This is a genomic window from Humibacter antri, assembly GCF_054777235.1.
The window spans coordinates 95,127-121,027 of record NZ_BAAHAW010000042.1 but is presented as its reverse complement, the minus strand read 5'-3'; the positions used below and the strand labels follow the sequence as shown (position 1 = coordinate 121,027).

Sequence of the window (25,901 nt, the reverse complement as noted above, 5' to 3'; positions counted from 1 at the left end):
GGCGCCTACGCTGAAGCACGTGACCACTCAGGGCGACCCGGCCGGGGCCTCGTCGGCCGGCCAGGGCGGCCCGGCGCCTCAGGGCGTCCGGGCCGTTCCGGGCGTCGGGACCGGGACCGGGTTCTGGCAGGATGCCCGCGCCCGCTCGTTCAGCCCCGGCGCCCGCAAGTGGCGCTTCGGCTCGCTCTGGGGCCTGATCTACCTGGTCATCCCGGTCGTCCTGGCCTGGGCGTCCGGGAGCGGCCCGCTGCCCGCCACCTTGATGACGATCCTCGTCGTCGTGATCGGCGCGCTCTACGTCGCGCTTCCACCGCTGGTGTGGAACCGCCCATGGCCGCTGGCCGCAGTCGCATACGGCGGCTTCTTCCTCATCACCTGCCTCGCATTCCCGCTCTACGGGATCTACACGATCTGGCTCTGGATGTACGTGCCGATCATGGCGGCGATGAGCTGGCTCCGCACCGGGTTCATCGTCGTCACCATCGTCACCGTCGTCGTCGCACAGCTCATCGTGCTCTGGGCGACCGGCACGTTTCTGCAGATGTGGTACTCAGCGGCGCTCACGGCGTCCATCTCCATCATGATGCTCACGTTCGGGCAGCAGATCCGCACGATCGCCCGGCTGCGGGACGCTCAGGGCGAGATCGCGAGACTCGCCGTCGTCGACGAGCGGGAGCGGTTCGCGCGGGACATGCACGACGTGCTCGGCCACTCGCTCACGGTGGTCACGGTGAAGAGCGAGCTGGCGCGCAAGCTGCTGGCGAGGGATCCGGCACGTGCGGAGGCGGAACTGAACGACATCGAGCGGCTCTCGCGGGCGGCACTGGCCGACCTGCGGGCATCCGTCGCCGGTTACCGGGCGATGACGCTCGACACCGAGCTGTCGGCCGCGCACGCGGCTCTCGTCGCGGCCGACGTGGTGCCGCACCTGCCGGCATCCACGGATGTCGTCTCGCCCGAGCTGCGGGAGACGTTCGCCTGGGTGCTGCGCGAGTCGGTGACCAACGTGGTGCGGCACGCGAAGGCGAAGAACTGCTGGGTCGCGCTGGAGAAGAGGGCGATCATCATCGGAGACGACGGGCGCGGGATGCCCGTGACGGCATCCGCCGGGGCCGTGCCGACTTCGGGGGGTGACGGCCATGGCCTCGAGGGCATGCGCGAGCGAGCCGCCAAGGTGAGCGCGTCGGTCACGATCGGGCCGGGCGACGATGGCGGGACCATTGTCGCTGTGCGGGCGGCGAGCGTCACAGGGGGTGCGGTGTGACCGATCCGATCCGGTTGCTGCTGGCCGACGATCAGGCGCTCGTGCGCGGAGCGCTCGCCGCCCTGCTCGACCTCGAACCCGATCTCGAGGTCGTGGCCCAGGTGGGTCGCGGCGACGAGGTGCTGGATGCCGCCCGCGACTCCGGCGCACAGGTCGCCCTGCTCGACGTGGAGATGCCCGGGCTCGACGGTCTCGCCGCGGCCGAACTGCTGCACCGACGCCTGCCCGCGTGCCGGTCGCTGATCGTGACGACGTTCGGGCGACCGGGATACCTGCGCCGCGCGATGGAGGCAGGTGCGAGCGGGTTCGTCGTGAAGGACACCCCGGCGGCGCAGCTGGCAGACGCCGTGCGGCGCGTTGCGCAGGGCCTGCGGGTGGTGGATCCGGCGCTGGCGGCGGAATCGCTGGCATCCGGTGTCTCGCCGCTCACGCAACGCGAGACCGAGGTGTTGCGGGTCGCCGCTCGCGGAGGAACCGTGAACGAGATCGCACGAGACCTGCACCTGTCGGAGGGCACGGTGCGCAACCACCTGTCTGCGGCGATCGGCAAGACGGGCGCCCGCAACCGAGCGGATGCCGCGGCACAGGCATCCGCCAACGGCTGGCTGTAGCGCGACGACCCCCCGTTCATAACTCCTGCGGAACCGCGGGCAGGCTCCCGTGTGCTCGCGAGATCTCGCTACAGCGACGCCACGATGCGTGGAGTTGCAGGAGTTGCGAACGCAGGGCCGGCAGACATACGCAAAACGCGCACCCCCGAAGGGATGCGCGGTGCCGTGCGTGCGGCTCAGCCCGCCGAACGCTCCTGGTGCTCGTAGTCGTCGTCGCGCTGCCCGTCGGACTCGTAGTCGGCCCACGCGGCGTAGCGCTCGTCGTCATGCGGGTGACCCGTGAGCTCCTGCTCCAGCTTGCCGTAGTCGACGGTAGGGCTGTATGACTTCAGCTCACGAGCGATCTTCGTGTGCTTTGCCTTCTGACGGCCGCGCCCCATGCGAGACCCCCTCACGATGACAGGCCCGGGGCGATGAACGCTCTCTCGGGACTTTGGATGCGGATACGAAAACTAGCGGCAAGTTTAGCATGCGACCCCTGATCAGCCCGGTTCCACGTTCCCAGTCGTACGTGATGGTATATAGCGTGTCCCCAGTCCCCGCCCGCACTCAGGTGACGATCATCGGAGCGGGTCAGGCCGGTCTCGCGGTGGCTTATTACCTGCGGCGATTCCAGCTCGAACCCGACATCGACTTCGTCGTGTTCGACCGCGGACCTGGCACCGGCGGTGCGTGGCAGTTCCGGTGGGATGCCCTGCGCCTCGGCAGCGCCCACAAGGTCAACGACCTGCCCGGCATGGCCGAACTGGGCCTCAGTTTCGAGACCGCGGACCGCACGCTGCCGGCCAAGGACATCGTCGGCGGCTACTACCGGCGGTACGAGGATCACTTCGGCCTGAAGGTGCACCGGCCCGTAGCGGCGACGGCGATCGTGAACAGGGGGGCCGACCTCGTGGTGCAGCACACCGAGGGCGAGACAGCGACCCAGGTGCTCGTCAACGCGTCGGGAACCTGGGGCTCGCCGTTCGTGCCGTACTATCCCGGAACGAAGGCATTCCGCGGGCGGCATGTACACACGAACGGCTATGTGTCGGCAGAGGAGTTCCGCGGGCAGGACGTCGTCGTGGTCGGCGGCGGCACGAGCGCGGTCGGATTCCTTCTGGAACTCGAGGATGTCGCCGCGACCGTGTCGTGGGCATCCCGCCGTCCGATCGACTTCAGCACCGACCATGTGCGCACCATCGAGGGCGGCGTCGCGGCCGTTCGCGACGCGGACGCCGCAGCACGGGCCGGCCGCGCGCTGCCCAGCGTCGTGAGCTCCACAGGGGTGCCCCTCACACGCAAGGTCGCCGCCGGCATCTCGCGCGGAATCCTCAAAGAGCGTCCGATGTTCGTGGCGCTCGAGTCCGACGGGGTGCGCTGGGCCGACGGTTCGTTCACGCCCGCGGATGCCATCATCTGGGCCACCGGGTTCCGTCCGGAACTGCGTCACCTCGCCCCGCTCAAGCTTCGCGAGAAGCAGGGCGGTTACCAGGTCGAGTCAGGTCAGGTGTGGACGGATGCCCGCATCTTTCTCGCCGGGTACGGCCCGTACGCCTCCACGATCGGAGCCAACCGTTCCGGCCGGGTCATCGCCCGGCAGATCATGGCTCTGCTTTGAGCGGTTTCGACCACGGGTCGTAGTCCGCCAGGAGCGGGCCCTGCTCGGGCCGTTCCGCCTCGGGCACGTTCTGCAGGTTGATCCGCACGCGGTACCACAGCGAGCTCGACCCGCGCATCCCGTCCACGAGCTCGTCGGCAGGATGCAGGTACGCGGCGGCATCCGCATGCTCGGCTTTCCACTGCGCGAGGGCGGCCATCGCCTCCGGCTTCGTCTTCGTGCGTGCGATCTCGACCAGTGGCATCGCAGAGATCCGGCGGCCGGCGCCGTCGCCGGATCGCGGTGGCTTCTCCGCGGGCCCGAGTCGCACCGCGAGCGCGAGCAGCCCGTCGAGCGATCCGGCCGCGTCATCGATTCCGGTGTGCGCGTCGCCGCGCTCGGCGAACCTGTGCAGCACGGTGGGCACCGTGAACTCCTCCGGCCGACACGAGCGCACCTCGTCCCAGTCCAGCGGAGTGGAGACACGCGCATCCGGCAACGCGCGCACCGAGTACGCGGATGCCACTGTGCGGTCCTTCGCGTTCTGGTTGAAGTCGACGAAGACGCTCTCGCCGCGCTCCTCCTTCCACCAGTGGGCGCTGGCGAGGCCGGGCGCCCGGTTCTCGACCTCGCGGGCGAGCGTCTCGGCCGCGAGCCGCACGGCCGCGAAGTCCCACTGCGGCGCGATGCGCACGAGAATGTGCAGGCCACGCGATCCACTCGTCTTCGGCCAGCCGACGAGTCCGATGTCGTCGAGCACCTCTCTGGCCACGAACGCCACGTCGACGATCTGCGACCAGTCCACGCCGGGCATCGGATCGAGGTCGACCCTGAGCTCGTCCGGATGATCGAGATCCTCGGCGCGCACGGCGTGCGGGTTCAGGTCGAGGCAGCCGAGGTTCGACACCCAGGCCAGTCCCGCGGCATCCCGCACGACGGTCTCCTCGACCGAGGTACCGCTCGCGTAGTGCAGTGTCGCGGTGTCGATGAACGGCGGATGCTCGCGGGGCACCCGCTTCTGGAAGAACGGCTCCTGGGAGAGCCCCTTCACGTACCGCTTGAGCACCATCGGACGGTCGCCGGCGCCGCGCAGAGCACCTTCGGCGACTGTCATGTAGTACTGAGCGAGGTCGAGCTTGGTCAGTCCCGGCTCACGGAACACGACCTTGTCAGGATGCGAGATGCGCACGGTCTCCCCGTCGACCTCGATGAAGGCCTCGGACGCCGACGACGGGCTCATTCCGTCACGGTATCGCGGCTGCGCCGCTCAAAGACTCAATCGGTTCGGCCACACGAGCAAGGCTCGTGTGGCTTTCACCTCAATCGTCTGTATCGCGGCTGCGCCGCTCAAAGACTCAATCGGTTCGGCCGCGCGAGCAAGGCTCGTGTGGCTCTCACCTCAATCGTCGATAGCGCGGCGGAACAATCCTGTCCGGGATTGTCGCTCTCCACGCGGCGGAACGACAATCTCGGACAGGAAGTCCCCGGACAGGAAGTCCTCGGGTCGGCAGCCCGATCGTCAGCTTCTCGTAGCCCAGGCGTACCACTCGGTACCGACCCGCGCGACCTGCATGGTGCCGCACACGCGGCGATCCGTCGTCAGTGGCTGCTTCGGCCACCAGTCCGCCGAGATCGTGGGCTTCAGGGGCTGGTCCGCCGGCCCGGCGATACAGGTTGCAGAGACCGGCACACCGGTCGTCGACGCGAACTTCATGAGGTAGCCGTTGCTGCCGGCCGGGTAGTCGAGGGTGATGCCGGTAGCGTCGTCGGGAAGCCAGGCCGGAACATCCTTTCCGCCTTGGCTGACCGCCTCCCCCTTGTTGTCGAACACGAGGTAGCCCTGTCGAGAGCCGGCCCACGCGCTGCAGCCCGCGAGCGAGGTGGTGGCCAGCATGGCGAGGGTGACGGCGATCGTGGCGGTGAGTTTGCGGTGCGATTTCTGCATGCCTCCACTCTGGCGAGCGGGCCCAGGGCTCCGCGTCGCCCGCCGGAGTGAGCTCGTGCGACCGCGGAACGACATCCGCCTCACTCCCGGATGACATCCCCTCACTCCCGCCACCGACACGCCCGACTTCCTGTTTCGCCTGCAGAAAGGGTCGTCCAAAGCGCGACGAAGCGCCACTTCTGTCGGTGAAACCGAGTCTCGAGCGCTCGGGTGCGGCTCAGCGGCGGCTGGCGGGTGTGGGCTTGTGCGGGTCGTCCGATCGGTCGCCGGGCTTCTCGCCCGCCTCGCGGGTCGTCGCAGATCCGGTTGCGGAACCATCGGCCGGCGGCGCGGAGGCATCCCGATTGCCGCGTCCTGCCGCGGTCGGCGCGGCGGGCGCGAGAGGACGGCGCGGGATCGCGCGGATCGGTTCGCCTCGGCGGTCCTGGCCGGGCAGCGGGCGCGAGCGGCGACCGTAGATGAGCTCGGACGAGTCGAGCAGCCAGGGCACGAGCGCGATCGTGACGCCGTGGATCATCATGAGCTGCTTCGAGATGCGGCGGGCGCGGTGGTTGTGCAGCAGGCCCTCCCACCAGTGCCCCACGATGTATTGCGGCAGGTACACCGTCGTCACCTCGGAGCCGTGCTCCTCTCGCCGCTGCTTGATGTACTTCATCAGAGGGATGCCGAAGTCGCGGTACGGCGACTCGATGACGGTCAGAGGCACATGGATGCTCATGTCGTGCCACTGCTGCTGCAGCAGCTCCGTGGACTCCTCGTCGACCGACAGGTGCACAGCCTCGATCGATTGATGTCGCGCCGCGATCGCGTAGTCGAGCGCCTTCAGCACAGGCTTCTGCATTTTGCCGACCAGCACGATCGCGTGGTCTCCGCGGGAGCCGAACGTGGTGGTCGGGTCGACCTCGACCTCCTTGGCCACGTCGCGGTAGTAGCGGTTCACGCCGAGCATAAGCAGGAACAGCACCGGCATCATGATGAACACCAGCCACGCGCCGTGCGTGAACTTCGTGATGGTGACGACCACCAGAACGCTGAAGGTGAGAAGCGCGCCGAACGCATTGATCGACATGCTGCGGATGATCGTGGTTCTGTCCTTCGCCTGCCGTCGCGCCTCCCTGTCGCGCAGCAGCGTGATCCAGTGCTTGACCATTCCGGACTGGCCGAGCGTGAACGAGACGAACACCCCGATGATGTACAGCTGGATCAGGTTGGTCAGGTTCGCCTGATAGATGACCAGCAGCAGGATCGCCGCCAGCGCCAGCGCGATCACGCCGTTCGAGAACACCAGGCGGTCACCACGTGTGGAGAGCGCCTTGGGGGCGTACGAGTCGCGGGCGAGCACGGAGCCCAGCAGCGGGAATCCGTTGAACGCGGTGTTGGCCGCCAGCAGCAACACGACCGCGGTGGCCGCCTGCACGATGAAGAACGGGATCGAATCGTTGCCGAAGGTCGCGGACGCCAGTTGCGCGATCAACGAGCGCTGCGGCTGGGTCGCACACTGCTTCCATCCGATGAGATCGCACGGATTCTCGGCATAGTGCACACCGCTGATCAGGGCGATGGCCATCAATCCTGCGAACAGGAAGATCGCGATGCCGCCCATCAGGAGCAGCGTGGTACGAGCGTTGCGGATCTTCGGGGTACGGAATGCCTGCACGCCGTTGGCGACGGCCTCGACACCGGTGAGGGCGGAGCATCCGCTCGAGAAGGCGCGCAGGAGCAGCAGCACGAGCGCGGCCTGGGCGAGACCTTCTGCCTTCACGCCATATTGTGCGGACTCTGCGACCGGCGCGACGCCAAGGGCGGTGCGGATGAGCGCGGTCACGATCATCACGCCGATCGAGCCGATGAAGACGTAGGTCGGGATCGAGAAGGCCTTGCTCGCCTCGCGAACGCCGCGCAGGTTCATGCCTGCGATGAGCACGACGAACGCGACGGCCAGCTCGACACGGAAGCCGCTCAAACCCGGAACTGCGGAGATGATGTTGTCGACGCCGCTGGCCACCGAGACCGCGACGGTCATCACGTAGTCGACGAGCAGGGCGGATGCCACGACGAGGCCGGCCTTCTCGCCGAGGTTCTTGTGCGCGACCTCGTAGTCGCCGCCGCCCGACGGGTAGGCCTTCACGAGTTGTCGGTACGAGGTGACCACAGTGAGCATCAGCACGATGACGGCGAGAGCGATCCAAGGGGAATAGGCGAGGAACGCGACGCCGCCCACGAGGAGCACCATCAAGAGCTCCTGCGGCGCGTACGCCACAGACGAGAGCGCGTCGCTCGCGAAGATGGGCAGTGCCAGATGCTTGGGGAGGAGCTGCCCCTCGAGCTTCTCGCTGGGTAGTGGATCCCCGATCAGCCACCGTTTTGCAGTGCGACCATCGAGCCCGGGGACCTTCCCCTCATTTGTCACGAGGGACGACACTACTACCTGCCTAATGGCTGTCAAGTCGGCCAGTTGCCGCATGAAGCCGATGCCGCGCCCAGGGCGACTCATCGCTTACCGCCGGCCCGGCCGGTCGAAACCGTCCTTCACCGTTGCGGGCCCGTTCGCCGGGGGCCGTGGCCCAACCGGCGAGGATTCGGCAGGGTGCATGCCGGGGCGCGGGATCTACCCTGATGGCATGCCACGAAACAGAGGTGGCGCAACGATCCACAGGCACGGTCTGACTCAGGCGGTCGAGTGGCTGGACGGCAAGCTGGTCCCGGTGCTGGGACCCGCCCCGCTCGGCCCCTACGACGCCCAGCCGCCGCTCAGCACGGCCTGCCCGCTCTGCGGGGAGGCTCTCGTCCGTCACGTCGCGGAGAAGGAGGACGGGCACGTGTACCTGCACTGCCCGAACGGAACCGTGACGGAGACCGGGCGGGTCGCGTGAGCATCCGCGAGTCCGATCGCGCCTGAGCGCGACGCCGACGAAGGACACGCCCGAGGCACCAGGGGCCCCGGGCGTGAGAGGACGCACGTTCTCTTTTCCCGGGGTTGAGCCTGTCCTTTTCCCGGGGGTTGAGCCCGTCGAAACCCGCCCAAGACTGGTTTCGACAAGCTCAACCAGCGATAACGACGAGCTCAGCCAGCGAGTTTGCCCAGCAGTTCTGAGCGCACGCGCGAGAGGTCGGCGCGCAAGCCGGCGACGGCTGCGGCGGGAATGCCGTCGCGCATGGATGCCTGCCGCAGATCCGCTCGCACCTGCTGTCGGAACTCGTTGAGTACGATCTCCGCCTCGCGAAGCGCGAGTCGCGACTCCGTGCGCGGGTCCGGCGCGGGGTACGTCGCAGAGGTCTCGCGCGCGAAGTGCTTGGCATCTTCCTTCGCTTCGCGTGCCGCGGCAGCGAGGTCGGCGCGCAGACTCTTCATCGCCTGGTTGACGCCGGCCCGCACCTCGTCGGCCATGCGGCGCAGCGAGTCGGTCACCTCGTTCTCAATGTCGTCGAGCTCGGATGCCCGTGCCCGCAACTCCGAGCGCCCTGCGTCGGTGATGGCGTACACGGTCTTGCGTCCCACGGCGGTCTTGGTGACGAGCCCTTCTTCTTCCAGCTTCGCCAGCCGCGGATAGATCGTGCCGGCGCTGGGACTGTACGTGCCGCCGAACCGGTCGCTGAGCGCCTGGATCAGCTCGTATCCGTGCTTCGGGGACGCCTCGAGCAGACTGAGCAGGTAAAGGCGCAGGCTGCCGTGGGAGAACACGGCGGGTGTCATGCGGCGCCGCCGGCGGCATCCGTCGTGCTGCGCGTCGACTCGCCCGGCCGCCTGCGCACCACGGAGATGTTGCCGGAGACGGAACTGGCCGACACGTCGAGCCACTTGCCCGTGAGGTCGCCGGTCTGGCTCGTGTAGGTCTTGCCCATCGAGCCCTTGATCACGGTCGTGCCGTCGAGGTGTGCGACGCCGCTCACCGTGTTGATGCGGTAGCGCACACCGACGTTCTCGTCGAGGCGCATCGTGAGGTCGCCGGAGACCGAATTCGTCTTCACCTCGAACGGCACGTCGAAGAGGTCGAGGTAGATGTTCGCGCTCACGCTGTCTGCTGAGAACTTGGTGACGCTTCCCGACACCGTGATGTCTCCGGAGACCGTGTGCGTTGCGACCTCGCCGCGGTGATCGCGTGCGGTGAGCTCGCCGCTGACGGTGTTGAGGTCGAGGTCGCCGACGATGCCGTCGGTGGTGATCTCGCCGCTCACGGTGTTGAGCTTGGGGTCGGTCACGAGACCGCTGACGAGCGCGACGGCGGAGATGACGCCCAGCTTGAGTGCGACGTCGCGCGGCACCAGCACCGTCACGTCGGCGGTCGCCTTGCCTCGCCACGAGCGGAACACGTCGATGAAGTTGTCCCACCGCCACTGAGGGTGGTCGACCTCGAGCGTGTCGCCGTCGATCGTGATCAGCAGTTCTTTGCCGCTGACCTCGTTCACCTCGGCGCGGGCGGTCGGCTCGTCATGGCCGATGACGTCGACGCGGCCGCCGATCAGGCTCACCTTCAGCTTGCGCACGATCTCGACGTCGATCGTCTTGCTCTCTCCCGGATTCACGATCCAGCGTTCCTGTGCCATGTCGATTCCTTTGCTCTCGTCGGCGTTGTGGTTCGAGATATATCGCGACTGCGTAAGACACGATATATCGCGTTAGACGATGGCGCAACCCGGAACGGCTGACTCAATACCGCCCTCCTCTTGCCGCAGGTTCGTCGCGGGCGGAGGCTGAGTCGAGAAGGAACGCGCCGACGAGGAACGTGAAGGAGAGTCCAGATGGCCGAGCTGCGTGAGATCGATGACGAAGAGTTCCAGACAGCGCTCGAGGCGATCCGCTCGTATACGGTGGTGCTGCTGCACAAGGGGTCGCGATACGGCGAACCGGAGTCCGAGGCGATCCTCCACGAACACGGACGCCGCAACTTCCAGCTGCGCGATGCGGGCATCCTGTCGGTCGTCATGCCGATCAGGAACGGCGTCGACGTCGTGGGTGTCGGTGTGTTCGGCGGCAGCGCCGACGAGACCCGGGCGATCATCGCGGGCGATCCGGCAGTCCAGGCCGGCGTGCTCCTCGCGGAGGTGCTGCAGGCGGCCGGTTTTCCCGGGGACGCTCTCCCCGCCTGACGGCATCTTGTCTGGGGCATTCGCCTGAGGGCATTCGCCTGAGGGCATTCGCCTGGCGAGAGGAAAGTCGGTGCTTGACATTGACGTTGCGTCAACCTCTAGCGTCGTAGTCATGAGGAACGAAACGGATGCCGCCGGCTCGCTCGACGAGTTCGTCGAGCTGTCGATCCAACAGCTGGCGCGCCTGGTCGGAACGACCAGTCGCACGCTGCGGCACTACGACGACGTCGGTCTGCTCAAGCCCAGCAGCATCGGCAGCAACGGATACCGCTACTACGACGAGCGTGCGCTCGTGCGACTGCAGCGCATTCTGCTACTGCGTGAGCTCGGGCTCGGGCTGCCGGACATCGGCGCGGTGCTGGAACGGGAGACCGACGAGGCCTCGGCACTGCGGCACCACCTGCGCTGGCTGAAGAGCGAGCAGGAGAGGTTGGCGCGGCAGGCGGAATCCGTGGAGTTCACCATCGACGCACTGGAGAAAGGAGAGGCGATCATGGCCGAGAAGGCTTTCGATGGATTCGATCACACGCAGTACAAACACGAGGTCGAGGAGCGTTGGGGAAAGGACGCGTATGCGTCCAGTGACGCATGGTGGCGCTCGAAGTCCGACGAGGAGAAGCGTGCGTTCCAGCAGCAGCACCTCGACATCGCGGCTGACTACGCCGCGGCGCGCGGCGACGGCGCCGACCCGGCGGATGACCGTGTGCAGCAGATCGTGCGACGTCACGTGGACTGGCTGAACCTGTCCGCACCAGCGACCGGTGTCACTGTCACCGAGCACGTGCTGCTCGGCTACGGCGACATGTACGTCGCCGACGACCGGTTCGCCGCGAACTACGGCGGCACCGAGGGCGGGGAGTATGTGCGCGACGCGTTCCGCGTCTACGCCGAGCGGATGTAGCGCCATCCGGCCGATCGAGGCGAGGCATCCCTCGCACGATCGGCCGGTATCGAGGAACGGTTTCTCGTGCGGCGCATCGTGTGATTTCCGCCGTACCGTTCGGCTGCTGGCCGAGGTGCTGGCCGAGGTGCTGGCCGAGGTGCTGGCCGAGGTGCTGGGGCGCCGGGCCGCGGCAGCGCTCGATGGAGCGTCAGCGGCGCGGGCCCAGAGCCCAGCCTTCGCGTGCGGGCTCGCGGCGGCGAGCGGCCGCATCCGGTTCGACCAGGCGGTCGTGCAGGTCGCAGCGCTCGCCGTCGACGGCCCCACCGGAGGCCATGTCTGCCGCTGCATCCGCGGCCGGGCGGGATGCGGCGTCGGCTGCATCCGCTGTACCACGGGCATCCGGGCGCCGCAGGGCGAACAGCGGGATCGCCACGTGCACGAGCGGTCCGATGCACAGCGCGTAGGCGAGCGTTCCCCATCCGACGTTGCCGCCCAGCAGCCAGCCCACCAGCAGCACCACCGCCTCGATGCCGGTGCGCACCAGCCAGATCGGGCGACCGGTGCGCGCGTGCAGCCCGGTCATCAGACCGTCGCGGGGGCCGGGACCGAACTGGGCGCCGATGTAGAGGCCGGATGCCACGGCGATGAGCAGCAGACCGCCCGCGAAGAGAAGGATGCGTGCCCAGAGCTGGTCCGGCTGTGGAATGGCCCACAGCCCGAACTGTGCAGACGGCCCGACGAGCAGCACGTTCAGCACCGTGCCGATGCCGGGGCGCTGGCGCAGCGGAATCCAGAACAGAAGAACGACGGCTCCGACGAGGTTGGTCACTAGACCGAACGGAATGCCGGTGTGCATCATGATGCCCTGCGAGAGCACGTCCCAGGGCTCGATGCCGATGGCCGCCTGCATCATCATCGCGATCGCGATGCCGTAGAGGAAGAGGCCGGCCAGCAACTGCGTGAACCGGCGTGAACGTGTCGCGGGGCGGGTGCTCAGCGGCCGCGGACTCCATCGCCGCGACTGTCTCCTGACGGTCGAGAGTCCGCCAGTCGATGACGCGAGAATTGGCTGCATAACAAGCATCCAATCGCGCAATGACCCTATCGTTGTAGAGCCAATTCGGCTAATGTGGCCTGATGGTATCGACGTCGGTCGGCTCACGCTCTCTGCTCGAACTGCTCGGCGAGTGGCGTCGCAGCGGGCCGTCGTACGAAGCGCTGGCGGATCGCATCCGTCTGCTCGTCATCGACGGCCGGCTGCTCTCCGGCGTGCGCCTTCCGGCCGAGCGTGAACTCGCCGCCCGACTGCAGCTGAGTCGCACCACGGTCACGGCCGCGTATCAGAGGCTACGTGAACAGGGGTTCGCGGTGAGCCGCCAGGGCTCCGGCACACGCACGGCGCTGCCAGGCAGAGCCGCATCGCCCACCGCCCCGGGTCGAGGTCTTCTGGACTTCACGAAGGCGGCGCTGCCCGCGCCGTCGATGATGTCGGATGCCGTGCGCACGGCATCCGAGCAAGTCGCCTCGCTGCTCGGCGACACCGGGTACGACACGGTGGGGCTTCCCGTGCTGCGCGAGGCCATCGCGCGTCGGTACACCCAGCGGGGACTGCCGACGGACGCGGACGAGGTGCTCGTCACGGTCGGAGCACAGCAGGCGATCGTGCTGATCTCGCGCGCGCTGGTGAGTCGCGGCGACCGGGCGTTGATCGAGGTGCCGACGTATCCGCACGCCTACGACGCGATCGGCTCAGCCGGTGCCCGCATCGTGACCATGCCGGTCTCCGTCGACTCGCGCGACGGCTGGGACGTCGAGACGTTCGAGTCCGTACTTCGGCGCACGAGCCCGTCGGTGGCATACGTGATGCCGGACTTCCAGAACCCGACCGGGCGCTCGATGACGGCATCCGTTCGCCGGCGCCTGCTCGATGCGGCGGCCGCGCAGGGCACGGTCGTGGTCGCGGATGAGACGCCCGCCGAACTCGACATCGACCGGCCGCAGAGCCACCCACCGCTGGCCGCTTCCGCGAACGGCGCACGCGTGATCACGATCGGCTCGGCCAGCAAGACGATGTGGGGCGGGCTGCGGATCGGCTGGGTGCGGGCCGACAGGCAGACCATCAGACGGCTGCATGCCGTACGCGCCAACATGGACCTCGGCACGCCCGTGCTCGACCAGTTGGTCGTGGCCGCGCTGTTCGAGAGCTACGACACCGTGCTGGCCGAGCGTCGCCTGGCGCTTGCCGCCGGCCGGTCGGCGATCGAACGGATCGTGCCCGACGCGTTCCCGGAGTGGAACGTGCCCCACGTGCACGGCGGTCTCGCGGCATGGGTCAACATCGGTGCCCCGGTCAGCTCCCAGCTCGCGCTCGCCGCCCGCAGCGAGGGCCTGCTCGTCACGGCCGGACCGCGATTCGGAGTGGACGGCGCGTTCGAGCGGTTCCTGCGCCTTCCGCTGACATACGACGAGTCGCAGGTCGAGCGCGCTGTCGCGGCGCTGCTGCGGGCGTGGCCGGCGGCATCCAGGCATCCGCTGACCGAACCCGGGATGCTCGCCGCGGTCGTCTGAGTGCACTCGTCGTCTGAGTGCACGGGTCGTCTGAGTGCACTGGTCGTCCGAATGCATGGTGACGGCCGTCAACCATCAGAGTGGGGTGCGATAATCGCCCGGTCGGCGGCGCTGCCGAGATCCCTCATTCACCCTGCTCCACACCGGACCTAAGGATCTGTACGTGCACTCCCTCGCCGTACTGAGCATGAAGAACCGTGCTCTCATCGGACTCGCAACACTCGTGGTCGTCGTGTTCGGCGTCATCGGGCTGTCCAACCTCAAGCAGGAGCTGACCCCGTCGATCGACTTCCCCGAGCTCGTCATCGTGACCAGCTACCCAGGGGCCTCCCCTCAGGTCGTCGAGAACGATGTGAGCACACCGATCGAATCGGCCATTCAGAACGTGCCGAACCTCGACAGCACGTCGGCGGTGAGCAGTACGAACCAGTCGCTCATCACCGCCAAGTTCACGTACGGCTCCGACCTCGACACGGCCGAGCAGAAGATCAACCAGGCCATCGGCAACATCTCGTCCCGGTTGCCGTCGAACGTCAAACCGCAGGTGTTCGCCGGGAGCATCTCCGATCTGCCGATCGTCGAGCTGGCGGTCACGAGCGACCAGAACGAGAAGCAGCTCGCGGCCGACATCAAACGTCTTGTGCTGCCCGACATCACCAAGATGGATGGCGTCGCCTCCGCGCAGCTGATCGGCGCCGTCGGTCAGCGGGTCACCATCACGCCTGATCCGGCCAAGCTCGCCGCCGACGGCGCGACCGTGCAGTCGATCCAGACCGCTCTGCAGCAGAGCGGTGTGCTCATCGGTGCCGGATCGATCACCGCAGACGGCAAGACGCTGTCGGTGCAAGCAGGGTCAACGCTCTCGTCGGTCGATCAGATCGCCGCGCTGCCGCTCGTGTCGACGGGGTCGACGGCGTCCGGTGCGGCTTCGACAGGAGCCTCCTCCGGCTCGACCTCCGGTGGCGCATCCGCAGCCCAGCGCGCGGCCGCGGCACAGGTGGCGCAGACGCCGGCCGTGCACGCGATCGGCGACGTGGCCACCGTCGCCATCACGGATGACCCCACCTCATCGATCTCCCGGGTGAACGGCAAGCCTGCGCTCACCATCTCCGTCACGAAGACTCCGACCGCCAACACGGTCGAGGTGTCGAGTGAGGTGAAGAAGCAGACATCGACCTTCGAGAGCGCGCTCGGCCAAAACGCGAAGTTCACGCCCGTGTTCGACCAGGCGCCGTTCATTCAGCAGTCGATCGACTCGCTCGCCGAGGAAGGCGCGCTCGGTCTGCTGTTCGCCGTGGTGATCATCCTGATCTTCCTGCTTTCGATCAGGTCGACGATCGTCACGTTCATCTCGATCCCCACGTCGGTGCTCATCACCTTCATCTGCATGTGGGCCGGGGGCTACACGCTGAACATCATCACGCTCGGCGGTCTCACCATCGCGATCGGACGCGTGGTGGATGACTCCATCGTCGTGATCGAGAACATCAAGCGGCACATGGTGCCGGGCGTCGATCGGGCGAAGGCGATCATCGCCGCCGTTCGCGAGGTGGCCGGCGCCGTGACCGCCTCGACCATCACGACGGTCGCCGTGTTCCTGCCGATCGCGTTCGTCGGTGACGTGACCGGGGAGCTGTTCCGGCCGTTCGCCGTGACGGTGACGATCGCCCTGCTCTCTTCGCTGCTCGTGGCGCTCACCATCGTTCCCGTTCTCGCGTACTGGCTGGTGCGTCCGCCGAGCCCGGCGCGGCTGCAGAAGCGCGCGCAGAAGCAGGCTGCGAGCGCGCAAAGGGCTGCCGGCAAGAAGGGCCTGCAGCTCACGGCGGAGCAGCAGGCCGAGTTCGCGGCCGACGACGAGGCCAGCCACCTGTCGATAGCGCAGGCGGTGGCGAGCGGACACGACGAGCTCGAGCATCCGTCCCGCTTGCAGCGCGGCTACCTGCCGATCATCAACTTCACGCTCAAGCACTCCGCGGTGACGATCATCGTGGCCGTTCTGATTCTCGGCGGATCGCTCGCGCTCGCGCCGCTGATGAAGACGAACTTCCTGGGTTCCAGCGGTCAGAACACGCTCACCGTGACCCAGACGTTCCCGCCAGGCACGAGTCTGCAGGCGGAGGACGACGCCGCCACGGTCGTGGAGAAGAAGCTCACGGCCACCGACGGCATCAAGACCGTTCAGCTCTCGGTCGGCACCTCGGGCAGCGCGCTTGCGGATGCCTTCGGCGGAGGAGGCGCGAACAGCGCCACGTTCTCGATCACCACCGATCCGAACGCCGACCAGGACGCCCTGCAGACGACGGTGCAGAACGAGCTGAAGGGTCTCGACGTGCCGGGAGACCTGAAGGTGTCCGCTAGCGCGGGCTTCGGCGGTTCGAGCAACCTCGAGGTCGATATCTCGGCCTCGAACCAGAACGACCTGCGCAAAGCCACCGATTCCGTCGTGAGCCAGCTCGACAAGCTCAGCTCCGTGAACCAGGTGACGAGCAATCTCGCCTCCACCCTGCCGTACATCGCGGTGACCGTGAACCGTACGACGGCCGCCGAGTACGGGCTCAGTGAGGTGGCGGTGGGCACGCAGGTGTCGCAGGCCATGCAGCCGACCCAGGCAGGCACCGTCACGATCGACAACACGTCGCTGACCATCTACATCGCCGACAAGAACCAGCCGATGACGGTCGACGAGCTGAAGGCACTGCCGATCCAGACCGTGCGCGGACCTCAGACGCTGTCGACGCTGGCCGACGTGCACGACGCCAAGGGTCCCGCCACCGTCACCACCCAGAAGGGTCTGCAGACCGCGACCGTCACCGCGAACCCGGTCGGCGACGACCTGACCACCGCCAACACCCAGGTGGCCCAGGCGCTGAAGAAGGCCGATCTGCCTTCCGGCGCATCCGCGACGATCGGCGGCGTCACGGCCAACCAGGGAAGCGCGTTCTCGCAGCTCCTACTTGCGATGGCGGCGGCCATCCTGATCGTCTACGTCGTCATGGTCGCCACGTTCAAGTCGCTACGCCAGCCGCTTCTGCTGCTCGTCTCGATCCCGTTCGCAGCGACGGGCGCCATCGGCCTGCAGATCGTGTCGGGCGTGCCGCTCGGCGTGGCATCCCTCATCGGAATGCTGATGCTGATCGGCATCGTGGTCACGAACGCCATCGTGCTCATCGATCTGGTGAACCAGTACCGAAACCGGGGCCTTGCCGTGCCCGATGCCGTACGGCACGGTGCCTCGCGTCGACTGCGACCGATCCTGATGACGGCGCTGGCGACGATCTTCGCGCTGCTGCCCATGGCGCTCGGCGTGACCGGCCACGGCGGGTTCATCTCGCAGCCGCTGGCCATCGTCGTGATCGGGGGGCTGGTGTCGTCCACCCTGCTCACCCTCGTGGTGCTTCCCACGCTCTACAACCTCGTGGAGGGTGCCCGCGAGCGACGTCGCGCACGCCGGGCGGCGAAGCGGGGCGAGGGCGAGGCGGATGCCGGCGGGCCCGGTGGCGGGCCCACGCCGCCGGCTGCGCCCGATGCAGCGCCCGAGCCGCCCGGCGAGCTGGAGCCTGCCCGGTAGGACGCGTTGCCGTGGTAGCCCTGTGTGGGTGCCGGGCTGTCCGAGGGTAGGCGCCACGGGCCGTCCCGCGCATGATTCAGGATGTGACCGCGGTTTTCGGTACCGGGCGGTCGGCATCCGCCCGATTCTCCTGAATCATGCGCCGCCCCGCGGTGCCGGTATTCGGGGCAGTGACCGATGTTCCGGGTACTGCCAGCCCCTCCCTCGATCGCCGGACGCCGGGTACGGTCGGATGCATGGACAACCGCAGCGAGGTGCGCGAGTTCCTCACCAGCAGGCGCGCCCGCATCACCCCGGCCGAGGCCGGGCTTCCCGTGTACGGCGGCAACCGTCGTGTGACCGGACTGCGCAGGGAAGAGGTCGCGCTGCTGGCAGGCGTGAGCGTCGACTACTACACGCGACTGGAGCGCGGCGACCTCGCGGGGGCATCCGACGGTGTGCTCGACGCGCTCGCCAGGGCCCTGCAGCTCGATGAAGCCGAGAGCGCGCACCTGTTCGACCTGGCGAAGGCGGCGAACGAGTCACCGGTCATCCGTTCGCCGCGGCGGCGCGCGTCGGGCGCGCTGCGGCCGAGCATCCAGCGCGTGCTCGACGCCATCACGGGAGCGCCGACGATCGTGAGGAACAACTACTTCGACTACGTCGGCGCCAACCAGCTCGGGCGAGCTCTCTACGCGCCGGTTTTCGGGCATCCGTCGCCGAACAGTGCCCGGTTCACCTTTCTCGACCCGGCGGCGCAGGACTTCTATGTGGAATGGGCGACGATCAGCGAAGATCTGGTCGCGACCATGCGTGGCGAAGCAGGGCGCAACCCGTATGACAAACGGTTCTCCGATCTCGTCGGCGAGCTGTCGACGCAGTCCGATCGGTTCCGCACGCTGTGGGGCGCGCACAACGTGCGGTACCACCGCACGGGGGTGAAGCGCCTGCATCACCCGGTGGTCGGCGACCTCGAGCTGACGTATGAGGCGCTCGAGCTGCCGGCCGACGCGGGGCTGACGATGTCCACGTACACGGCCGAGCCCGGATCGCCGTCCGCCGATGCCCTGGTGCTGCTGGCGAGCTGGGCGGCGACCACGGAACTGCCGGCGCCGCACCAGGAGTCCGCGACGGCAGGGTCATGAGCGCCTGCCGGGTCGGGAACCTGCCGGGTCGTGAACGCCAGCCAGTTTCTGAGCCCGCCGGATCGTGGGCGCCTGCCTGGCCGAGAACCCACGGCGGGCCGGAAACCTGCCTGGTCGGGAACCTGCCGGGCGGTGAGCGCCAGCCAGTTTCTGAGCCCGCCGGATCGTGAACACCTGCCTGGCCGAGAACCCACGCCGGGCCGAGAACCGTGGCCGTCGCCTCCCCTGACGAGAATGGGCGCATGACGTCACAGCCCTCGCGTGCACCAGGGCGCATCAATCGCATCGCGTCGCGCGTGTCGACGCTCGAGCTGCTGTTCGACCTCGTCTTCGTCTATGCCGTGAGCCAGGTCGCCCAGGCGATCCTCGCGCATCCCACCGTCGTCGTCGCGATTCAGGCGTTCATCACGGTCGGCGTCATGTGGTGGATGTACGACGCCTACTCGTGGCTCACCAACCAAGCCGCGGAGCAGACCGCCTTCACCCGCGTGATGCTGATCGTGGCGATGGCCGCGTTCCTGGTCATGTCGCTGTCGCTGACGGATGCCTGGGGCGCAGACGGCGTGCTGTTCGGCGTCTGCTACCTGGTCGTGGTCATCATCCACGCGGGCCTCTTCATCGGCCGGGGCGGATCGAGCGCAGTACGGACCATGCTCCGGGTCGGCCCGCTCAACCTGATGGCTGCGCTCAGCCTCCTTGCCTCGGGGTTCATCGTCGGCCCGCTCGACTGGGTGTTCTTCCTGCTGCCTTACGTCTTCTTCGCGATCTCCGCGTTGATCACCCGCCGCATCGGCCTGGCGCTCGGCCCCGAGCACTTCGTCGAGCGGCACGGCGCCGTCATGATCATCGTGTTCGGCGAGTCCATCGTCTCCGTCGGTTCCGGCCTCACGCGCCACACGCTCGACCCGGCCGTCATCGTCGGTGCGCTCGTGACGGTCGCGACGATCGCCTCGCTGTGGTGGTGCTACTTCACCGGCGACGACGAACGCGCAGTGCTGGCGATGGAGGATGCCTCTCCGCAGCGCCGCGCGACCATCGGAATCGTGGCCTATTACCTCGAGCACCTCGTGATGATCGTCGGACTGATCTATCTGGCATCCGGCCTACACGGAGCACTAGAAGACGCCTTCGCGGTGGCGCAGCCCGCCTACGTGTGGCTGATCTCGGCGGGCGTCGCCGTATACGTGCTCGGTGAGGCCGCTTACCGCAGAACCCTGCGGCTCGGGCCGATCGGATGGCGCGTTGCCGGTGCGGCCGCCGTGCTCGCGTCCGCGGTCGTCGGATACGTCGCACCCGTGGTCGTTCTGCTGGTGGTCGTGCTCGCCATCGTCGTGCTGATGCTCGTGGCCGAGCGGGCGGCAGCGGTCAGGACGCGCGCGCAGAGCATCTCCTGACAACCGGTACGCAGGACGTCGATGTCCGCGCCCGTGGGTGTGGCCCGTGCACGGCCGGGGGTCGCGCGGTCGGCCTGAAAACGCCAGGTGCGGCCGGATCGCACGGTCGGCCGGATAGCGCACGGTCGGCCGAGTCGCAGGGTCGGCCGGATAACGCACGGTGCAGCCGGGTCGCGCGGTCGGCCGGAAAACGCACGGTCGGCCGGAAGAATACCTCGATCTGGTCCGGCGCACAGCGTGTTTTCCGGCGCATCGTGCGACATACTGCGGCGTAGCCACGCTGTCGCTGTCGCTGTCGCTGTCGCTGTCGCTGTCGCTGTCGCTGTCGCTGTCGCTGTCGCTGTCGCTGTCGCTGTCGCTGTCGCACGGCGCGGCCGCATGACCGCGCAGCGCACTCCCAGCGGGCATCGTGTATCGTTGCACGGTCGGCTCTGGACACCGCGCGAGTCGCGCGGATGGGTTTGTAAGTCCGTGGGGCCGGTTCCGCCGGTGCAGTTCGCACCTTTTTGCGTCGATGTACGCCGCGGCGGATGACCACTGTATGCCCTCGCGCGGACGGCGCTCGACGCCTTCTGTCTGCAGGTTCTGCAAGGACGCGACGACGTGTCGCGGGTTCTGCCATGCACACTCCAGAACAACCCAGAAGAATCCTCATGCCCAAGAACAAGAAGCCCGCCGGCGGACGCCCGGCGCGCGATTTCGACCCGCGCTACGGTCAGAAGTCCGGCGGCAAGAAGCCGTTCGGAGCCAAGGCCGGTGTCAAGCCCGGCAGCCGCAGCGTCGGCCACCGTGGCTATCGACCGGAATCCGAGACGGATGCCCCCAAGAAGCGCCGCTGGACGGCCGACGAGCGAGCCGCCCGCGGCGTTGCTCCGTCGCGTCCGCGTGGCGCCCAGGCGAACGGCGATGGCGGGTTCGATTCGCGTGACCGTTCCGACGAGCGCGACCACCGCGGGGCACGTGCCCAGGATCGCGGACTCCACGGCGAACGCGACGAGCGTCGTTCCGACGACCGCCCACGCCGCTCGTACGGCGACAGTCAGCGTCGGTCATACGACGACCGCCCGCGTCGCTCGTTCGATCGCGACCGCCCCGCGCGCCGGTTCGACGATGATCGGCCCCGTCGTCAGTACGACGACCGCCCCCGTCGCGCCGACAGCGAGGACCGTCCGCGCCGTGAGTTCGATAACGACCGTCCGCGTCGTCAGTTCGACAACGATCGCCCGCGTCGCGAGCACGACAACGATCGCCCGCGCCGTGACTTCGACAACGACCGTCCGCGCCGTCAGTTCGACAACGATCGCCCGCGCCGTCAGTTCGACAACGATCGTCCGCGCCGCGAGTTCGGCAACGACCGTCCGCGCCGTCAGTTCGACAACGACCGTCCCCGTCGCCAGTACGACGATCGCCCGCGTCGGCGTTCCGACGACGATCGTCCTCGTCGTTCGTTCGACGAAAGCCGCACGCATGCGCCGCGTGAGCGCCGCGACTCCGACTTCTACCCGAAGCGCGACGACCGTGCCTCGCACGCACCGACCGACGACGTCGTTCTCGAACGGCTGCAGGCAGAGGCGATCCAGGCATCCGATGTCGACGGCGTGACGTTCGGCGACCTCGGGCTCGGCGGCAACATCGTGCGCGCCCTCGCCGAGCTCGGAGCGGCCGCGCCGTTCCCGATCCAGGCGGCGACCATCCCCGATGTGCTCTCCGGACGAGACGTACTCGGCCGTGGCCGCACCGGTAGCGGCAAGACGATCGCCTTCGGTGCGCCGCTCACGGAGAGGCTCATGACGCTCTGGGCCGAACATGGCAAGTCCGGCGGCAAGCGCCAGATGGGTCGCAAGCCCCGCGCCCTGATACTTGCGCCGACCCGCGAGCTCGCGCTGCAGATCGACCGCACGGTGCAGCCGATCGCCCGCAGCGTCGGTCTCTTCACCACGCAGATCTACGGCGGCGTTCCGCAGCAGCGTCAGGTCGGGGCCTTGCAGCGCGGCGTCGACATCGTGATCGGCACCCCTGGACGCATCGAAGATCTCATCGAGCAGGGCCGCCTCGACCTCAGCGAGGTCGTCATCACGGTGCTCGACGAGGCCGACCACATGTGCGACCTGGGCTTTCTCGAGCCGGTGCAGCGCATCCTGCGTCGCACCTCGGAGGGCGGCCAGAAGCTGCTGTTCTCGGCAACGCTCGACTCGGGCGTCGCGAATCTCGTCGACGAGTTCCTCGTCTCCCCTGCCGTGCACGAGGTCGCCGGCGAAGACCAGGCGTCTGGAACGATCGATCACCGTGTCTTCGTGATCGAGCACCGCGAGAAGGGCGCGATCGTCGAGCAGCTCGCCGACCGTGATGGAAAGACGCTGGTCTTCGCCCGCACTCGCGCGTTCGCGGAGCAGCTGGCCGACCAGCTCGACGACGCCGGCATCCCCGCGGTGTCTCTGCACGGCGACCTGAGCCAGTCCCGACGCCAGCGCAACCTCGACAAGTTGTCGAACGGCCGCGTCTCGGTGCTGGTGGCGACGGATGTCGCAGCGCGCGGCATCCACGTCGACGACATCGATCTGGTCATCCAGGCGGATGCTCCCGACGAGTACAAGACGTACCTGCACCGTTCCGGCCGCACCGGCCGTGCCGGTAAGCCGGGCACCGTCGTCACGCTGATTCCGCGTCAGCGCCGCCGTCGCATGACCGAGCTGCTTTCTCGCGCCGAGATCGAGGCGGAGTTCGAGGAGGTCGCGGCGGGCGACGCGCGCATCAGCGACGTCGTCGTGGTCGGGTCCGAGGCACCGGTCGCCTGACAGCCACGACTCGAGATTGCGAAACGCCCCGACCGCCAGCTGGCGCGTCGGGGCGTTTTCGCAGTCGCAGCCGCAGCAGTGGTCGTGCGGTGGTCGCCGGTCAGTGGGTGGCGGATGCGCGCCGTCGACCGAGCGCGCTGGCGTCGATTCGAACGTAGAGGGCGGCCGCTGCGACGAATCCGACCGACATGAGGAACGACAGCCATCCGTTGCCCGTCATCATGGTCCCGATCCCGATCAGGAACGTGGCGATGATGACGATGAACGCCCAGAGCGCCGAACGCGCGCCCGCTCCCGCGCTTCGGGCGGCCATCCACACCCGCACGGCGACGACGATCAGGCCGATCCCCACCAGCGCGTGCAGCGCGAGGACGATTCCGGCGAAGGCGACGGCAGCGCCCGTGTTCTCCTCGGGGCTGCCGATCAGGTTGGCGGCCATGCCGAGCAGAAACTGCAGGGCCAGCGTGTAAAGCGCTTCGCGGGATCGACGGGCCAGCTTCTCGGGCCTGCTCGTATGCGCCTGCGTTGACATCGGCGATTCCTCTTCTCCGACGGCTTCAACCGTCATGCGCCATTCTCTTCACACCCGTTGCCTGCTGTCATGAGGCGACAGGAGTATCGCCGGGTACTCTCCGCGGAGTAGCCGGAGCGAGTGGTTCCAGCCGGTCTCCTCCATCCGGTTCTCCACCCGGATCTCCACCCTGAGGCCGTGTTGCCAGCGGATGGCGCCGAGAAGCATCGGATGGGGCGGCGGATGCCGTCACGAACGGTGACCCGGAAGGCGTGCGAACGATGGCTCGATGGTGGCAAGCGGTAGGGGCGTTCTGTGCGCGACGCCGTTGGTGGGTGATCGCAGCGTGGGTGGTGCTGCTCGTCTCCGCGGTGACCGGAATGCTGACGATCGCGAAATCGCTGAACGGGAACATCACGATCGAGGGCCTGCCGTCGATCACGACCTTGCACACGGTCGACAGGACGTTCGGCACGGGCGACGGCAGCGGGAGCGTCGTGTTCGCGGCGCCGAAGGGACAGCAGCTCACGGCATCCGATGCCCGTGTCGTTGCGCGACTCACGAGAAAGCTCGCGGACGTCGATGGGGTGTCGTCGGCGGTCGATCCGTTCGCCCATTCTGCTGCGGGAGGGCTCTCGCCGCACGGCCGCGTCGGCTACATCTCGGTGAAGCTCGACACCGGCTCCGTGTCGTCCGCGACGGCGGACAGCATCCAGAAGCTGGTCACCGCCGTGAACACCCCTGGGTTGGATGTCGAGGCCACGTCGAGTCTCGTCGGCAACGCGTCATCCTCGTCGAATCTGCTGCCCGGCCTGGTCGTCGCGCTCATCGTGCTTCTGATCACGTTCGGCACGATTCTCGCGGCCGGGATGCCCCTGGTCTCCGCGCTCGTCGGGCTCGGCACGAGTGTGACCGCGATCTACGCGGCGTCGAGCTTCGTCTCGCTCACGTCCATCGCGCCGACGCTGGCGCTGCTGCTCGGACTGGCGGTGGGCATCGACTATTCGCTGTTCATCGTCAGCAGGCATCGACGTCAGCTTCTGCAGGGCATGAGTCCCCAGGAGTCGCTCCCGCTGGCCGTCGGAACGGCGGGCACGGCGGTGTTCTTCTGCGCTCTGACCGTGATCATCGCCCTGGCGGGACTCGCCGTCGAGGGGCTCGGATTCCTCACCCAGATGGGCCTGGCGGCAGCCTTCGCGGTCTTCATCGCCATGCTGGCCGCCCTCACGCTGACCCCGGCCCTGCTGTCGCTGGCGGGGAGCCGCGTCCTCACGCGCCGGGCTCGACGCCGCATCGCCGCGGGTGAGAGGAAGCGAAAGCGTGCCCTTGCGGCGGGCTGGGTCGCCGCCATTCAGAGGCGGCCGGTGCTGTTTTTCGTGGCGGCGCTCGCCGTCGTCGGCGTGCTCGCGGCGCCGGTCGCCGGCATGCAGCTCGGACTCGGCAACGACGGCACGCAGCCCCGGTCGACGACGGTGCGTCGGGCATCCGACCTGCTCGTCGACGGCTTCGGACCGGGTGCCAACGGGCCGCTGGAGGTGCTCGCAACCTATCCGGCAACGGCGTCACGCCTCGAGGCGTTCGCACTCGCGCAGAAGCTGGGCGACACATCCGGCGTCGCACGTGCAACGGTCGCCGGGGTCGGGGACGATGCCGTGCTCGTCATGGTGCTGCCGAAGACCGGACCGTCGGATGCCGCAACCATGGCGCTCGTGAATACCTTGCGCGAGCCGTCGATGCGAGTCGGACTCCCCGGTTCTCCGCACCTGGCCGTCACGGGTCAGACCGCGGTGAACATCGACATAGCGGCGCGCCTGGCATCGGGGCTCCCCTTGTACCTCGGACTCATCGCGGCGTTCGCCTTTCTGCTGATGATCGCCGTGTTCCGATCGATCCTGGTGCCGCTGAAGGCTGCCGTCAGCTTCCTGTTCAGCCTCGCTGCCTCGCTCGGGGTCACTGTCGCGGTGTTCCAATGGGGCTGGCTCGGCGGCGTGTTCGGTGTCGACCCGCCTGCCCCGTTGCTCGCGTTCCTGCCGACCATCGTGATCGGCGTGCTTTTCGGCCTGTCGATGGACTACGAGATGTTCCTGGTCACCGGGATGCGCGAACACTTCGTGCACGGCGAGAGTGCACGGGAAGCGGTGAGCAGCGGGTTCCGGCAGGGGGCCAAGGTCGTCGTCGCGGCCGCGCTCATCATGGTTGGCGTGTTCGGCAACGGTGTGGTCGAGGGAGACTCGACGATCCGGCCGATCGCGTTCGCTCTCGCCGTCGGCATCGTGGTCGACGCGTTCGTGGTGCGGATGACACTTGTCCCGGCCGTCATGACACTGTTCGCTCGGTCGGCGTGGTGGCTGCCGCGATGGCTGGAACGACTCGTGCCGTCGGTGGACGTCGAGGGCGCTTCGTTGCAGAGACCTGTCGCAGCAGGCACGGGCGCGGTCGAGAGGGTACCGGTTCCGATCGGGTCAGGCGAGTAGTCCAGAATCATGCATACCGCGCCCACCGAAAACAGGCAGATCACGCGGGAACAGGCAGGTATTGCCTGTTCCCGCGTGGCAAACACGTTCCTGCCTG

The 25,901-nt window shown here is 67.9% G+C and carries 21 protein-coding genes; 13 read left to right on the top strand and 8 right to left on the bottom strand.

Annotation, left to right across the window (positions count from 1 at the left end; translation table 11 throughout):
• Positions 1–19 precede the first annotated feature (19 nt).
• Both ACYVDK_RS16000 and ACYVDK_RS15995 read left to right on the top strand, forming a co-directional pair.
• The gene (locus tag ACYVDK_RS16000) at positions 20–1,264 is read left to right on the top strand and encodes a sensor histidine kinase (RefSeq protein ID WP_460523546.1); all 1,245 of its coding nucleotides are present in this window, start codon (positions 20–22) and stop codon (positions 1,262–1,264) included.
• On the top strand, positions 1,261–1,875 hold the full coding sequence (locus ACYVDK_RS15995; protein ID WP_460523544.1) for a response regulator transcription factor: 615 nt from the start codon (positions 1,261–1,263) through the stop codon (positions 1,873–1,875). Before ACYVDK_RS16000 ends, ACYVDK_RS15995 begins: the two co-directional genes overlap by 4 nt.
• Positions 1,876–2,051: 176 nt before the next feature.
• Here ACYVDK_RS15995 and ACYVDK_RS15990 read toward each other — a convergent pair whose 3' ends face one another.
• Complete coding sequence (locus ACYVDK_RS15990; RefSeq protein ID WP_460523542.1) at positions 2,052–2,255, bottom strand: DUF3073 domain-containing protein; 204 nt, start codon at positions 2,253–2,255, stop codon at positions 2,052–2,054.
• Between the two features lie 146 nt (positions 2,256–2,401).
• Between ACYVDK_RS15990 and ACYVDK_RS15985 the strand changes: the two genes are divergently transcribed.
• Positions 2,402–3,475 carry an NAD(P)-binding domain-containing protein gene (locus ACYVDK_RS15985; RefSeq protein ID WP_460523540.1) on the top strand — a complete coding sequence of 358 codons (1,074 nt, stop codon included), beginning with the start codon at positions 2,402–2,404 and terminating at the stop codon, positions 3,473–3,475.
• On the opposite strand, the gene ligD is transcribed toward ACYVDK_RS15985, so the two are convergent.
• From ligD to ACYVDK_RS15970, 3 genes are all read right to left on the bottom strand, one after another.
• Complete coding sequence (ligD, locus tag ACYVDK_RS15980; RefSeq protein ID WP_460523538.1) at positions 3,459–4,694, bottom strand: DNA polymerase domain-containing protein; 1,236 nt, start codon at positions 4,692–4,694, stop codon at positions 3,459–3,461. The two genes, ACYVDK_RS15985 and ligD, sit on opposite strands and share 17 nt — an antisense overlap.
• Positions 4,695–4,973: 279 nt before the next feature.
• Complete coding sequence (locus ACYVDK_RS15975; protein WP_460523536.1) at positions 4,974–5,399, bottom strand: hypothetical protein; 426 nt, start codon at positions 5,397–5,399, stop codon at positions 4,974–4,976.
• 217 nt (positions 5,400–5,616) lie between these two features.
• Positions 5,617–7,809 (bottom strand): APC family permease, encoded by a 2,193-nt coding sequence (locus ACYVDK_RS15970; RefSeq protein ID WP_460523535.1) that lies wholly within the window; start codon positions 7,807–7,809, stop codon positions 5,617–5,619.
• 211 nt (positions 7,810–8,020) lie between these two features.
• Between ACYVDK_RS15970 and ACYVDK_RS15965 the strand changes: the two genes are divergently transcribed.
• Positions 8,021–8,272: a hypothetical protein gene (locus ACYVDK_RS15965; RefSeq protein WP_460523533.1), complete on the top strand. Its 252-nt coding sequence runs from the start codon at positions 8,021–8,023 to the stop codon at positions 8,270–8,272.
• A 191-nt stretch (positions 8,273–8,463) separates the two neighbouring features.
• Here the strand turns inward: ACYVDK_RS15965 and ACYVDK_RS15960 are convergent, their stop codons facing one another.
• Positions 8,464–9,093 carry a PadR family transcriptional regulator gene (locus ACYVDK_RS15960; protein WP_460523531.1) on the bottom strand — a complete coding sequence of 210 codons (630 nt, stop codon included), beginning with the start codon at positions 9,091–9,093 and terminating at the stop codon, positions 8,464–8,466.
• On the bottom strand, positions 9,090–9,944 hold the full coding sequence (locus ACYVDK_RS15955; RefSeq protein ID WP_460523529.1) for a DUF4097 family beta strand repeat-containing protein: 855 nt from the start codon (positions 9,942–9,944) through the stop codon (positions 9,090–9,092). Before ACYVDK_RS15955 ends, ACYVDK_RS15960 begins: the two co-directional genes overlap by 4 nt.
• Positions 9,945–10,139: 195 nt before the next feature.
• Between ACYVDK_RS15955 and ACYVDK_RS15950 the strand changes: the two genes are divergently transcribed.
• Complete coding sequence (locus ACYVDK_RS15950) at positions 10,140–10,487, top strand: hypothetical protein (protein WP_460523527.1); 348 nt, start codon at positions 10,140–10,142, stop codon at positions 10,485–10,487.
• A gap of 112 nt (positions 10,488–10,599) precedes the next feature.
• The gene (locus tag ACYVDK_RS15945; RefSeq protein WP_460523525.1) at positions 10,600–11,388 is read left to right on the top strand and encodes a MerR family transcriptional regulator; all 789 of its coding nucleotides are present in this window, start codon (positions 10,600–10,602) and stop codon (positions 11,386–11,388) included.
• Positions 11,389–11,578: 190 nt separating this feature from the next.
• Here the strand turns inward: ACYVDK_RS15945 and yczE are convergent, their stop codons facing one another.
• Positions 11,579–12,445, bottom strand: coding sequence for a membrane protein YczE (gene yczE / locus ACYVDK_RS15940; RefSeq protein WP_460523523.1), 867 nt, complete (start codon positions 12,443–12,445; stop codon positions 11,579–11,581).
• A gap of 62 nt (positions 12,446–12,507) precedes the next feature.
• On the opposite strand from yczE, the gene yczR reads away from it, so the two are divergent.
• From yczR to ACYVDK_RS15910, 6 genes are all read left to right on the top strand, one after another.
• Positions 12,508–13,938, top strand: a complete 1,431-nt coding sequence (yczR, locus tag ACYVDK_RS15935) for an aminotransferase-like domain-containing protein (protein WP_460523521.1) — start codon at positions 12,508–12,510, stop codon at positions 13,936–13,938.
• 163 nt (positions 13,939–14,101) lie between these two features.
• Positions 14,102–17,506 (top strand): efflux RND transporter permease subunit, encoded by a 3,405-nt coding sequence (locus ACYVDK_RS15930; protein WP_460523519.1) that lies wholly within the window; start codon positions 14,102–14,104, stop codon positions 17,504–17,506.
• A gap of 236 nt (positions 17,507–17,742) precedes the next feature.
• Positions 17,743–18,630, top strand: coding sequence for a helix-turn-helix transcriptional regulator (locus tag ACYVDK_RS15925; RefSeq protein ID WP_460523517.1), 888 nt, complete (start codon positions 17,743–17,745; stop codon positions 18,628–18,630).
• Positions 18,631–18,872: 242 nt separating this feature from the next.
• Positions 18,873–20,024, top strand: coding sequence for a low temperature requirement protein A (locus ACYVDK_RS15920; RefSeq protein WP_460523515.1), 1,152 nt, complete (start codon positions 18,873–18,875; stop codon positions 20,022–20,024).
• 160 nt (positions 20,025–20,184) lie between these two features.
• Entirely contained in the window at positions 20,185–20,406 is a 222-nt protein-coding gene (locus ACYVDK_RS15915; RefSeq protein ID WP_460523513.1) for a hypothetical protein, read from the top strand.
• 271 nt (positions 20,407–20,677) lie between these two features.
• The gene (locus tag ACYVDK_RS15910; protein WP_460523512.1) at positions 20,678–22,819 is read left to right on the top strand and encodes a DEAD/DEAH box helicase; all 2,142 of its coding nucleotides are present in this window, start codon (positions 20,678–20,680) and stop codon (positions 22,817–22,819) included.
• A 100-nt stretch (positions 22,820–22,919) separates the two neighbouring features.
• Here the strand turns inward: ACYVDK_RS15910 and ACYVDK_RS15905 are convergent, their stop codons facing one another.
• The gene (locus ACYVDK_RS15905) at positions 22,920–23,351 is read right to left on the bottom strand and encodes a hypothetical protein (RefSeq protein WP_460523510.1); all 432 of its coding nucleotides are present in this window, start codon (positions 23,349–23,351) and stop codon (positions 22,920–22,922) included.
• Positions 23,352–23,611: 260 nt separating this feature from the next.
• Between ACYVDK_RS15905 and ACYVDK_RS15900 the strand changes: the two genes are divergently transcribed.
• Positions 23,612–25,804 (top strand): MMPL family transporter, encoded by a 2,193-nt coding sequence (locus ACYVDK_RS15900; protein WP_460523508.1) that lies wholly within the window; start codon positions 23,612–23,614, stop codon positions 25,802–25,804.
• Positions 25,805–25,901: the final 97 nt, after the last annotated feature.